The sequence below is a fragment of the Pseudomonas sp. NFACC25 genome (genome assembly GCF_900100935.1).
Lineage (GTDB): Bacteria > Pseudomonadota > Gammaproteobacteria > Pseudomonadales > Pseudomonadaceae > Aquipseudomonas > Aquipseudomonas marginalis.
Genome location: NZ_FMUC01000011.1, coordinates 1 through 12,070, shown reverse-complemented (window position 1 = coordinate 12,070; position 12,070 = coordinate 1). Strand labels below are relative to the sequence as shown.

The window sequence follows — 12,070 nt, the reverse complement described above, 5'->3', positions numbered from 1 at the left end:
CCCTTAGTAAGCGATGCGGATGTCGGCGAAACCCAACTCACGTTCGGCCTCGGGCGCTTCATCGAACAACAGGCGATGAATCCGCCGCGCCGACGCCTGGAACTCCACGCCACCGAGGCTGTGCAGGTCGTATTGATGGCTGTGGATTTCCGCGCGCACACGCCCCGGGTGCGGCGACAGCAGCAGGATGCGATTGCCCACCACCAGCGCTTCTTCGATGGAGTGGGTGACGAACAGCAGGGTGAAGCGCACCTCTTCCCAGAGCAGCAGCAATTCCTCCTGCATCTTGCGCCGGGTCAGGGCGTCGAGGGCGGCGAAGGGTTCGTCCATCAGCAGGATTTTCGGCTGCATGGCCAGGGCGCGGGCGATGGCCACGCGGGCTTTCATGCCGCCGGACAGCGTGTGCGGGTAAGCGTCGGCAAAGGCGCTGAGGCCGACTTTGTCGAGGTAGTGCAGCGCCCGTTCTTCGGCTTCGCGACGCGCTAAGGTCTTCGACGCCAGCAGCGGAAACATCACGTTCTGCTTGACGGTTTTCCACGGCGGCAGCTGGTCGAACTCCTGGAACACCACGATGCGGTCCGGGCCCGGCTGTTCGACCTTTTGCCCCAGCAGGCGGATCTCGCCTTCGCAGGGTTTGATAAACCCGGCAATGGACTTGAGCAGTGTGGATTTGCCGCAACCCGATGGGCCGAGCAACACGTAGCGATCCGCCGGGTCGATCTCGAAGCTGACTTGGTGAGTGGCGCGCACCACGCGCTCGGGGGTGCGGTATTCCAGGCTGACGTTATCCACCGCCAGCAATGGTGCGGCGGTGTGCAGGTTGCTGGCCGTGTGGCCTTGCAAGGGCGCGTTCATCTCAACTTCCTTGCAGGGGCTTGGCATCCTGGAAGAAGTAGTCCTTCCACGATTCAGGCTTGTTTTTGATGGCGCCGACGCGGTAGAGGAATTCCGCCAGCGGGTAGGTGTTTTTTGGCGTGACGCTGAATTCGAACTGAGGGTTGTCGATGATTTTCAGCAATTCGGCGCGGTCGATCTTGGCCTTGGTGACGCGGATGTAAGTGTCGGCCGCCGCGCCTTTATCGTTCTGGGCGAATTGCGCGGCTTCGGTCAACGCCTCGACAAATGCCTTGTAGGTTTTCGGGTTGTCGTTGCGGAATTTCTCGGTGGCGAACAGCACCGTTGGCGAGTTCGGCCCCAGCAGGTCGTAGGTGTTCAGCACCACATGCACGTTCGGGTTGGCCAAGGCCTGATCCTGGAACGGCGGGTTGGAGAAGTGCCCGGTCAGTTCAGTGCCGCCGGCGATCAGGGCGGCGGTGGCATCCGGGTGCGGGACGGCGACGGTGTACTTGTCGAGGCGATTGAATTCCTTGTCGCCCCATTGCTTGGCGGCGGCGTATTGCAGGAAGCGCGACTGCACCGACACGCCCACCGCGGGCACGGCGATACGGTCCTTGTCGGTGAAATCGGCAATGGTCTTGACCTTGGGATTGTTACTGACCAGGTAGTAGGGGAAGTTGCCCAGGGAGGCCACGGCCTTGACGTTCTGCTTGCCATGGGTGCGGTCCCAGATGGTCAACAGCGGGCCGACGCCGGCACCGGCGATATCGATCGAGCCGGAGAGCAGTGCGTCGTTGACCGCTGCGCCGCCGGACAGCTGGGTCCAATCGACCTTGATGTCGAGACCTTCCTGCTTGCCGTATTTTTCGATCAGGTTCTGGTCGCGCACTACGTTAAGCAGCAGGTAGACGATACCGAACTGTTCGGCGATGCGGATCTCGCCTTCGGCCTGCGCAGCCGTCGGAGCCAGCAGGCTGCCGGCCAACAGGCTGATACCGAGGCCGACGGTCGTGGCCAGCCGTGCAAATGGGGTTTTCCTGGACATGGTCATGCTCCGAATCAGAAAGGCGCGTCGCCCTGGATGGTGGTGCGAAACAGCTTGCGGCGCAGATGGCTCGGGCAACCGGCGGCCAGGTGGATCAGCGAGCGGTTGTCCCAGAACACCAGGTCGTGGGGCTGCCATTGGTGGCGGTAGATGTTGTGCGGCAGCACACTGTGGGCGTAGAGCTGGGCCAGCAGTTCGCGGCTTTCATCTTCCGGCAGGCCGACGATGCGGGTGGTGAAGCCTTCGCTGACGAACAGCGCCCTGCGGCCGTTTTCCGGATGGGTGCGCACGATGGGGTGAACCACTTCCGCGACTTGGGCAAGCTGCTCGGGCGTCAACGTCGGGCGCCAGTTGCCTTCGAATTTGGTTTCGCTGTAGCGCGCGGTATAAGAGTGTGCGGCACTGCGGCCTTCCACGGCTTTGCGCAGGTGCTCGGGCAGTTGGTCCCAGGCTTTGTGCATGTCGGCAAACAGGGTATCGCCGCCTTCGGACGGCAGCTCCTGGGCGTGGAGCATCGAGCCCAGGCTCGGCAGCTCTTTATAGGACAGGTCCGAGTGCCAGAATTTGCCTGCGTCACCCAGGCCGATGGATTGGCCGTTTTCGATGATGTTGGAGACGATCAGGATTTCCGGGTGGTTGGCCAGCAGGAACTGCTTGAGCACGTGGATCTGCAGGACGCCAAAGCGGCGGCTGAAAGCGATCTGTTGTTCGGGCGTGATGCGTTGATCGCGGAACACCACCACGTGGTGATCCAGGTGCGCGCGATGAATGCGGGCGAAATCCTGGTCGTTGACTGGCCGGGACAAATCCAGGCCGACAATCTCGGCACCGACGCTGCCGGGCAGTGGTCGAATCTCGAACGTTTGAGTGGCAAGGGTCGCTGTTGGAACAGTAGAGGTGGCGGACATGAGTTCACTCCCGGTCAGACAGGAGAGTGACTTTATAGGCATAAGAACGGTAATTTAAATACCGTTAGAGAATATATATATGCGGTAATGTCGCAATACACCAGCGGCGTGTCAGACCTGGCAAAACCCGCGCGTGGGCCGCCGGAGTCGAGCGTTGAAACGCTTACAAGCCGAAACCGTGCCCGTTTGACAAGCCTATGGGCAGCCTCTAGTGTGCATTGGATCCAATTAGCCACCCTATTTTAATAAGGAGGATAGCGTAACCGTGACGCAGAAGCCGAACCCGTTGAACAGCATCAAGATCACCGGCCCTATTCCCGCCCATCTTGCTCGCTCCGTGATTGAAGAAACCTTGCGCAATGCCATCCTTGATGGCCGCTTGCCCTGCGGTACCGCCATGCGTCAGCAGGAGCTGGCCAGCCTGTTCGGGGTCAGCCGCATGCCGGTGCGTGAAGCCTTGCGTCAGTTGGAGGCGCAGTCACTGCTGCATGTGGTCACCCACAAGGGCGCCGTGGTTGCACCGTTGATCGAAGACAATTCGGCTGAGACCTATGAGCTGCGAATGTTGCTGGAGTCTGAAGCCCTGCGTTTGTCGATTCCCTTGCTGACCGAAGCCGATATCGCCGAGGCAGACACGCTCATCTGTGCCCTGGAACAGGAAAAAGACTACACCGAGATTGGCCGTCTCAATCGCCTGTTCCACATGACCCTGTATGGCAAGGCCCCCAACCAGCGGCTGCTCAAGCTGGTGGAGCACGGGCTGAATGAGGAGGAGCGCTTCCTGCGTTTCAACCTCGAGGCGATGGGGCTGGGCGAAACTTCCCAGGAAGACCATCGTGAACTGCTGAACCTGGTGACACAAAAGAAGGTCGAGGAAAGCATCCTGACGCTGCGTAATCACCTGATGCGCGGGATGGACGTGATCACAACCTATCTCGATAACCTCGACGCCGCCGCAAAGAAGACGCTCTAACATGGCGTAAGGTCGCTCGGCTTGCCCGTCGAGCACTGCGGGGTTCCCTACCTGGCCAAGTAGCGCCCCGCGCAGAAGAAACTTCCCACTCTTATAAAGTAAGTTACCGACAGCTTATATTATTTAGAAAAACATCTAATGCATTCATATACTGGCCAACTTGTTTAACCCGCTTATTATCTTTCATTACTAAACCAGCCACTTAATTCGACCGTGCAGCCCCACTTGCGTGAGCGCGCGTGCGCGCAAAGCCTGGTTTACATCTTTCTTATCTTTTTTGCGGCATACAAAAGTCCAACGTTGTTTTAGCGACGACGCAATAATTTATAGGCATCAACTATGTACCCACCTTTACTGGAACAAAGAAAACGGCTGTTGTGCAGCCATCCGTTATTTCTGGAAATAACTTCGCTGGAAAAGTTACGACTGTTCATGGAAAACCATGTATTCGCTGTCTGGGACTTCATGACGCTCACCAAACGCCTGCAGCAGGACCTGACCTGCACTCGCCTACCCTGGCTGCCACCGGCCGACCCGCAAGCAGCACGCTTGATCAATGAGATTGTGCTGGGCGAAGAATCAGACTCACGCCCCAGGCAAGGCCATTGCAGCCACTTCGAGTGGTACCTGGAAGCCATGGTCGAAGTCGGCGCCAGCACCTCGGCGATACACCGTTTCATTGCACTGCTGCACCAGGGCGTGGAAGCAAGCACGGCCCTGCGCATGGCCGATGTTCCTGCTGGGGCCGCGCGCTTCGTCAGCGACACGCTGCACATTGCGCTGCAAGCCCCTACCCATTGCGTAGCCGCCGCATTCCTTCATGGGCGTGAGCGTGTCATACCAAGTATGTTCGAACACCTCCTGCAGCCCGATACGCTCATCCATCGCCAGGCACCGTCCCTGTGTGGCTATTTCAGGCGCCACATCGAGTTGGATACTGAACATCACGGGCCAGCAGCTGAGGAGCTGCTCGAACGCCTGGTGGGTGCAGACCCGGCTTATCCGCAACAGGCCCATGACGCAGCCCTTGCCGCCGTAGAAAGCCGTATCACGTTCTGGGACGAGGTGCGCGCCGCGCTGCACGAGGTGCACCCATGAATACCGCCGGCTACACCACCATCGCCGACGACTGGGAACGCCGCGCCACCATCCGAACCCGCCCTCGTCGCCTGCTGGAAGACGACAACAAGCTGATCTACCCACTGTGCCGTCAGCCCTTGGTACTCAACGCGACCTTCATGGAACATTGCTCGCAATGGCGCGACTTCGTGCTGGTGCAAAGCTTCTATAAGTTCATCCACGATGTGGTGATTTTCGAAACCGAAATCGTCGACAAGACCGCGCGCAGCATTGCCAAGAATCGCTTCTCGCTGCCCTTCCCGCTTGCCTGTCGCGTTGATGCGATGACGGTTGTGGTGGACGAGGACTATCACGCCTTGGTGGCCTTGGATTTCATGCAACAGACTGTCGCAATGACGGGCATACAGCCGATTGACCTGCCCGGGCATATCGAACTGAGTCGCGCGCTGCCGGCGGCGCAGGCGCAGGCTCCGGAACACCTGAGCGATGCTGTGGAGCTGATTGGCGTAGCCATCGCCGAAAACACCGTGACCCACGATGTCGCAGCGTTTTCCAAGGACCGCAGTGTCAAGGCCTCCATACGGGGCTTGATGGACGACCACCTGTTTGACGAAGGTCGCCACGCGCAGTTCTGGACGCGGCTGGTGCGCATCTACTGGCAAGCCGCGAGCCCGGAGGACCGTGACAGCATCGCTCACGTACTGCCGATATTCCTGGCACATTACCTGACCAACGACCTGCAGAAAAACTTCGACCTGCGCCTGATCGAACATCTGGACATCAGCGAGCGCCTGCGCGGTGTGCTGCGCGATGAAATATCAGCGCTGGCGTTCCCCATCACCCGCCAGCACCCGTTGATGGCCAATATCATGGGCTTCCTGCAACACAGCGGCGTGCTGCAAACGCCGAGCGTGGGACAAGTGCTGAACGACTACCTGTCGGTGTCGCCATGAGGTGCCTGACCATCGGCTGGTGCGGCACAAGCAAGGCACTGGGCGAAATCAGGCCAATGCTGGAACAGTACGGCCATGTTTCAGGGGATGAGGCCACCGACCTGTGGATTGAAGACGGCAGCCTGCCGTTGCCGGATGACGTGGGCGAAACCACCTGTATAAGTCTGCGCCTGGGGATTGGCCCGTTGAGCGACGGTGGGTTGCCTGCGCTGCAAGTGCGCGCCTATGACTATGGCCGACGTTTGTTCGCCGTGCTGGACATCGCCGAGGAGCCCAGTGGCAACGGCCAGCGATTGCGTCGGCAGGCAACAACCGCGCTGGTGGATTGGGTCGCGCTGCTGGTCAGTGGCTTCTCACGTGACCCCGAGTCTCTCTCTACACGCGCGATTGCCACTGACTGGCCCGACCACGGCCTGCACGGGCTTGAGCCGTTGGCATTTATGCATCGATTCAATCGTACGGCAAACCCTGCCCTGATCCAGGAAGCCCAGGTACCGGTGATCGAACGGGTGCAGGCCAGCCTTCACCTGTTCGCCGACCGGCCGGCGCTGAACATTGCGGCGCACACCGTGACCTACCGCCAACTGCACCTACAGGCCATGGCGATTCAGCTGCGATTGCGCCCGCTGCTGGAGACGCTTGAGGCGCCACCGGTGATCGCTGTATGCCTGGAAAAATCCGTGGAATTGTATGCCAGCATTCTTGCCGTACTGGGCAGTGGCGCGGTGTACCTGCCACTGGGACCTGATCAACCCACAAAACGCCATCGGGCCATGCTCGAAAACGCCGGGGCCCGCGTATTGCTGGACGCCGGCCAACATCCATTGCGGGAGCGTTTCATTTCACTGGATGTCAGCACAGTCGAGGCGCACAACGCCAATTCCGCATCCTCGCTGATGCACGATCGCCCCTGTTCGGATATGCCGTGCATGGTGCTCTATACATCGGGCAGTACGGGCCAGCCCAAGGGTGTGCTGCTCAGCCAAGCTAACCTGGCGCATTTCACCGCTTGGTTCGGGTCCTGCATGACGCAGGATGAACGGAGCCGCGTCCTGCAGTTTTCGCCCTTGGGTTTCGACTCGTCATTGATCGAAATCTTCCCCGCCCTGATTGCCGGCGCCGAGTTGATCGTACCCAGTGAGGAACAGCGACGCGACCCTGGGCAACTGTTGGAATTGCTCCGCCGACAGCGTGTCACTCATGCCTTCCTGCCGCCTGCGCTGCTCAATATCCTGCCGCCGGATCCCCCCCTGGGCGTGACGCATCTGCTCACCGGTGGCGATGCCTGCGAACCCCATGTAATCGAGCGGCTGGCGGGACGGTGCCAGTTGCACAACCTCTATGGCCCCACCGAAACCACGGTACTGATTACGCACCGGACGTTCGCCCCCGATGACAATAATCGTAATGTCGGCTACCCCATCGCCAATAGCCAGGTGCTGATCCTCGATGACGATCTGCAACCGGTGGATGAACAGGTGATGGGCGAGTTGTACATCGTCGGGCCCGGAGTGAGCCTGGGGTATGTGAATGCGCCGCGGCAGGCTGACAGCCCGTTCGTCGAACTGCTGGTGCCGGGCGGCCAAAGGCTGCGGGCCTACCGCAGCGGCGACTTGGCGCAGTGGAGCGCCGCAGGGATTGTGCTGGGTGGGCGTCGCGACGACCAGGTAAAGATCCGCGGTTTTCGGGTCGACCCCCGGGAGATTGAACAATGCCTGCGCAGCAGCAGGCTGTATCGCGAGCTGGCCGTGGTGATCGACCATGAAAGCAGGATCTGCGCCTTTGTCGCCCAGCCCGAACCCAATGCTACGCTGGTGGCCTTGCAGCAGCATACGCGCCAGTGGCTACCGGACTACATGCAACCTGGTTTCTGGGTGGAACTGCCAGCCATTCCGCACAGCGACAACGGCAAGGTCGACCGCAAGGGGCTGCTGTCGCGCCCCTTCCTCCCCATTTTGCAGGCCACTCCCGGCGCCGCGCACACGCCGCTTCAAGCGCGATTGAGCGACCTTTGGGGTGAGCTGCTGGGCTTGCCCACCAGCCAGTTGCCCATCGATGAAAGCTTCTTTGCACTGGGCGGCCATTCGATTTTGCTGTCGACGCTGTTGTTGCGCGTTCGCGAGCAATTTGGCCGTAGTTTCGCGTTAAGCCATTTCATTGAAGTACCGACTATTCGTACGCTCGCAACGCTGATGGAGGAAGGTGAACTGCCAGACGCATCCTCTGCCCGAGCAGCCGTGGACGCTCAACGGGAGTGGGAAATCAATCCGTTGCAAGGGGACCGCGCAGGCAATCCGCACAAGGTGATCGTGACAGGGGCCAACAGCTTCGTCGGCGTCCATATTGTCGAGGCGTTGTTGAACGCCGGGGCCACCGAGGTGGCGTGCCTGGTGCGTGACTTGCCGGGGAGTCCTGCGATGGCTCGTTTTACCCAGGCGTTGCGTGACTACCAACTGGAACATCTGGACTTGAGCAGGGTGCGAGTATTCGCCGCCGATGTCAGCCTTCCGCGGTTGGGTTTGGCCTGTGACGCGTATGACGCACTCGCCGCAGACTTTGGCACGCTGGTGCACAACGCAGCACGGGTCAACCACGTGCTGGACTACGCCTCACTGGCCAGGGACAACGTCGACCCCATATTCGAATGCCTGCGCCTGTGCGAAACCCGCTGCAAGAAAGTCTTCAACTTTGTCTCGACATTGTCGGCCGCCAGCAGCATCAGCACGACGGGGCATGTGCTCGAAGCTCCGGCGGCAACCACCCTGCCGCTGTACATCCGAAATGGCTACAACCTGTCCAAGTGGGTCGCCGAGCGGATCCTGGGGCGTGCAATCGAGCAAGGGGCCTGGGTGAACATCTATCGCCCTGGAAATATCAGCTTCAACAGCCATAACGGTATCTGCCAACCACAGAAGAATCGCCTGATGTTGATGCTCAAGGGATCGCTGCAGTTGGGCATGCTGCCGAGGTTGGACCTGAATTTCGACCTGATGCCCGTGGACTTTCTGGCTCGCTTCATTGCGTTCCACTGCAATCGCTTTCAAGCCGATAGAAGCGTATTCAACCTGCATAACCCACAACCACTGAGCTGGGAGCACTACCTGGATGCATTCAACCGGGCGGGCCACCGGTTCGAGCGGGTCAGTACTGCGCATTGGCAGCAGGCGCTGCGAACGGTAAGCCTGGACAATGCGATGTTTGGTGTCCTCGGGTTTTACCTTGATCGACTGGATGAAGACATCGGTGACACCTCGATGATCCTCCATGACAACGCGCAACGCGGCGTTCAGCAGATGGGTGAGCAATACCCCGAAAAAGACCCGGCACTGCTGAGTAAAGGCTGCAACTACCTCAAGGCCATCGGCTTTCTTTGAACCGCTTCAGGACAACTTCATGAAACCGCTGCAACCCGATACGTTAATTCATAACCCGAACGGCCAGCCGATAGTGTCCTCTATGGTGATCGACTGCCATGCCAATCGTCTATGGAACATGGTGGGGCAGTTTGCAGGCTTCGATGCGTTCATCCCTTCCTTGACGCATATCGAAATGATCGGCACCGGAGTGGGCGCTTTACGCACGAAATTTTTCCGCGATGGCAACCGCGTCGTAGAACAACTCAATAGCCGGGATGAGCAAGCGATGCACATGACCTGGACCACGATCTACAACACCCTGGGCGTGGCCAGGTTGTGGGCCGCAATCAAAGTGGAAGCGCTTGGAGCACACTGCTCCAAGGTAACCTGGACCATCATTGCCGACCCCCTGGAGACGGCACAGGAAGGATTTGAACAGTTTGTACAAGGCTTCGCAGACAGCGCGCTGGACAATGTTCGCCGCTTGCTGGGTAAGCAGTAGGAGCGAACCGGCTCGCTCCTACTCGTACACTCAGCGGCTCAGATCTTGAAGCTGTCGACCAGTTGCTTCAACCGATTGGCCTGTTGCGACAACGCATCGCAGTCTTTCAGGGTTTCGTTGAGGTTGGTCACACCCTGCTGGTTCAGCAGGTTGATCTGGTTGATATCGACGTTGAGGGTTTCCACCACGGCAGTTTGCTCCTCGGTGGCCGCAGCGACGGACTGGTTCATGCCGTCGATCTCGACAATTCGCTGCGTTACGCTGACCAGGCGCTCACCGGCCTGGTTGGCCACCTGGACACTTTCCTCGCTGGAGGTCTGGCTGGCATTCATGGTGGTCACGGCTTCACGCGAACCCACTTGCAGCGAAGTGATCATTTTATGAATCTCCTCAGCCGACTCCTGGGTACGGTGAGCCAGGTTACGCACCTCGTCGGCGACCACGGCAAACCCGCGTCCGGCTTCCCCGGCACGTGCTGCTTCAATCGCAGCGTTCAGTGCCAGCAAGTTGGTTTGCTGGGAGATGCCTTTGATCACATCAAGGATGTGGCCGATATTGTCGGTGCTGGCGTTCAGGGTTTCGATCTGAGTGCAGGACAGGCTGATTTTCTGCGACAGCTCCGACATTGCCAGGATGGTTTGCTCGACCACTTTACGCCCATCATCAGCCTGCTCGCTGGCACCGCTGGCGTGCTGTGAAGCATCGGCGGCGTTACGCGCGATTTCCTGGGTGGCAGCCCCCAGTTCGTTGATTGCGGCGGCCACGCTGTTGGTGCGTGCGCTTTGCTCATCAGAGCCGATGATCGAGGCGTTGGATGACGCCATCACACGCTGAGACAGGTCATGCACCTGACGTGTTGCAGAAGACACTTCGGAAATCGAGGCGTGGATACGCTCTACGAACCGGTTGAACGCGCTGCCCACTTCACCGAACTCGTCTTTACTGGTGACCGTCAAGCGGCGAGTCAGGTCGCCCTCACCTTGGGCAATGTCCTGCATGGCAATACCCATGGTGGTCAGGGGCCGCAGTAACACTTGAATCAGCAGGCTCAAGAGCACGGCAATCGCGACTACGGCGATCAGCATGGCGATCAATGCAGACGTACGGAATTTGCCCAACGGTGCGTAGGCTTTGTCTTTATCAATCGACAGGCCGATATACCAATCTGCACCGGGCAAGCCACTGATAGGTGTGAACGACAGGATGCGATCCTGGCCCTTGAGAACTACGTCCTGATTAACTTTCTCAATACGGACGTTAGTGCCCGGGTAGATGTCCTTGAGGTTTTTCATCACCTGGTCTTCGTCAGGACTTACGATGACTTGGCCGTCGCCGCTGACCAGAAACGCATGGCCGATGCCGCCGAAGTCCACCGAATTGATGATTTTCACCAGGGTTTGCAGGCTCAGGTCTCCGCCGACCACGCCGAGCAACTCGCCGTTCTTTTTCACCGGCATAGCGATAGTTACGATCTGCCCACCCACGGCGGCCATATAGGGCGGCGTGAGCATGGGTTTATCGGCAGCCACGGCTTGCTTGTACCAGGGACGCTGACGAGGGTCGTAGCCGTCAGGCATTTTTGCGTCCGGGCGCTGGGTGAACACACCGTTGGTTTGGCCAACGTAGGTGAACTGGAAGTTCGAGGTGAACGCCGGTTGATCAACCAACCCTGGAAGATCAGCAGCACTACCCTGATGGGCAACGTTTTGCGTCAGACTTTCGAGCACCAGTATTCGACCGCTAAGCCAGTTCTGCACACTACTCGCGGTGAGCTCACCGGACTGCTGGATAGACGACTCCAGATTCTGTTTGATGGTGCTGCGCTGCAGGTAATCGTTGTAAAGCGTGAATAACGCGAAGGCCAGAACCACAACGCCTGACGCGGCCAACAGAATTTTATGACTGAATTTGAGATTCATTTCATCGACTTCTTTTTGCCAAATGGGGGTGAGCGTGCCGAGAGGAACATTCCATGTACGGTATAGGCGGCGTCTCGGGCCGCTCTATTTCGGTGCACGCATGGCTCATCAGGCTTTCGGCCAAGCTGGAGGAAAGCTTAGGGAATTGTGGGATGAATCGTCCTTTTACGTAGGAAACCGACCAAAGGTTGTCGTACAAGATTTAGAAGTAAAAATTCTTCCCTATTACCTGCGTCGTGCTCTTAAAGCAGGTCAGTGCCATGAACCTGATTTTGGAGTTGGGTAGGCGTAGTTGCTGCTCGCTTACAGAGTTCATAAACCCTCTAAACGACAAAACCCCTGTCTGCATGAGCAGACAGGGGTTCTGGGATTTAATCTTGACGATGACCTACTCTCACATGGGGAAACCCCACACTACCATCGGCGATGCATCGTTTCACTGCTGAGTTCGGGATGGGATCAGGTGGTTCCAATGCTCTATGGTCGTCAAGAAATTC

9 protein-coding genes and 1 rRNA gene are annotated in these 12,070 nt (G+C 58.8%); 5 read left to right on the top strand and 5 right to left on the bottom strand.

The features are described from left to right. Positions 1 to 3 precede the first annotated feature (3 nt). Genes BLQ09_RS22450 through BLQ09_RS22440 form a run of 3 tightly spaced genes read right to left on the bottom strand, consistent with a single transcriptional unit; the run spans position 4 to position 2,790 of the window. Positions 4 to 855 carry an ABC transporter ATP-binding protein gene (locus BLQ09_RS22450; protein WP_027608059.1) on the bottom strand — a complete coding sequence of 284 codons (852 nt, stop codon included), beginning with the start codon at positions 853 to 855 and terminating at the stop codon, positions 4 to 6. Between the two features lies 1 nt (position 856). After that, entirely contained in the window at positions 857 to 1,882 is a 1,026-nt protein-coding gene (locus BLQ09_RS22445) for an ABC transporter substrate-binding protein (RefSeq protein ID WP_092358596.1), read from the bottom strand. A 14-nt stretch (positions 1,883 to 1,896) separates the two neighbouring features. Beyond that, a complete protein-coding gene (locus BLQ09_RS22440) occupies positions 1,897 to 2,790 on the bottom strand; it encodes a TauD/TfdA dioxygenase family protein (protein ID WP_027608057.1) in 894 nt (297 codons plus the stop codon). Positions 2,791 to 3,055: 265 nt separating this feature from the next. Here BLQ09_RS22440 and BLQ09_RS22435 point away from each other — a divergent pair, with 265 nt between their 5' ends. The 5 genes from BLQ09_RS22435 (at position 3,056) to BLQ09_RS22415 (ending at position 9,654) form a co-directional block, all read left to right on the top strand. After that, entirely contained in the window at positions 3,056 to 3,763 is a 708-nt protein-coding gene (locus BLQ09_RS22435; RefSeq protein ID WP_092358594.1) for a GntR family transcriptional regulator, read from the top strand. Positions 3,764 to 4,102: 339 nt separating this feature from the next. Next, positions 4,103 to 4,861 carry a DUF3050 domain-containing protein gene (locus tag BLQ09_RS22430; protein ID WP_092358592.1) on the top strand — a complete coding sequence of 253 codons (759 nt, stop codon included), beginning with the start codon at positions 4,103 to 4,105 and terminating at the stop codon, positions 4,859 to 4,861. Continuing rightward, positions 4,858 to 5,796 carry a diiron oxygenase gene (locus tag BLQ09_RS22425; protein ID WP_027608054.1) on the top strand — a complete coding sequence of 313 codons (939 nt, stop codon included), beginning with the start codon at positions 4,858 to 4,860 and terminating at the stop codon, positions 5,794 to 5,796. Before BLQ09_RS22430 ends, BLQ09_RS22425 begins: the two co-directional genes overlap by 4 nt. Continuing rightward, the gene (locus BLQ09_RS22420; RefSeq protein WP_092358590.1) at positions 5,793 to 9,170 is read left to right on the top strand and encodes an amino acid adenylation domain-containing protein; all 3,378 of its coding nucleotides are present in this window, start codon (positions 5,793 to 5,795) and stop codon (positions 9,168 to 9,170) included. The genes BLQ09_RS22425 and BLQ09_RS22420 overlap by 4 nt, the downstream gene beginning before the upstream one ends. Before the next feature lie 19 nt (positions 9,171 to 9,189). Further along, entirely contained in the window at positions 9,190 to 9,654 is a 465-nt protein-coding gene (locus BLQ09_RS22415; RefSeq protein WP_027608052.1) for an SRPBCC family protein, read from the top strand. 38 nt (positions 9,655 to 9,692) lie between these two features. Here the strand turns inward: BLQ09_RS22415 and BLQ09_RS22410 are convergent, their stop codons facing one another. Both BLQ09_RS22410 and rrf read right to left on the bottom strand, forming a co-directional pair. Beyond that, on the bottom strand, positions 9,693 to 11,573 hold the full coding sequence (locus BLQ09_RS22410; RefSeq protein ID WP_027608051.1) for a methyl-accepting chemotaxis protein: 1,881 nt from the start codon (positions 11,571 to 11,573) through the stop codon (positions 9,693 to 9,695). A 375-nt stretch (positions 11,574 to 11,948) separates the two neighbouring features. Beyond that, positions 11,949 to 12,064, bottom strand: a 5S ribosomal RNA gene (gene rrf / locus BLQ09_RS22405). Between the last annotated feature and the right edge of the window lie 6 nt (positions 12,065 to 12,070).

What these genes read in the sequence shown, in the direction of transcription:
- BLQ09_RS22450 (WP_027608059.1), bottom strand. Translation starts at nt 855, where the DNA reads ATGAACGCGCCCTTGCAAGGCCACACGGCCAGCAACCTGCACACCGCC.
- BLQ09_RS22445 (WP_092358596.1), bottom strand. Translation starts at nt 1,882, where the DNA reads ATGTCCAGGAAAACCCCATTTGCACGGCTGGCCACGACCGTCGGCCTC.
- BLQ09_RS22440 (WP_027608057.1), bottom strand. Translation starts at nt 2,790, where the DNA reads ATGTCCGCCACCTCTACTGTTCCAACAGCGACCCTTGCCACTCAAACG.
- BLQ09_RS22430 (WP_092358592.1), top strand. Translation starts at nt 4,103, where the DNA reads ATGTACCCACCTTTACTGGAACAAAGAAAACGGCTGTTGTGCAGCCAT.
- BLQ09_RS22425 (WP_027608054.1), top strand. Translation starts at nt 4,858, where the DNA reads ATGAATACCGCCGGCTACACCACCATCGCCGACGACTGGGAACGCCGC.
- BLQ09_RS22420 (WP_092358590.1), top strand. Translation starts at nt 5,793, where the DNA reads ATGAGGTGCCTGACCATCGGCTGGTGCGGCACAAGCAAGGCACTGGGC.
- BLQ09_RS22415 (WP_027608052.1), top strand. Translation starts at nt 9,190, where the DNA reads ATGAAACCGCTGCAACCCGATACGTTAATTCATAACCCGAACGGCCAG.
- BLQ09_RS22410 (WP_027608051.1), bottom strand. Translation starts at nt 11,573, where the DNA reads ATGAATCTCAAATTCAGTCATAAAATTCTGTTGGCCGCGTCAGGCGTT.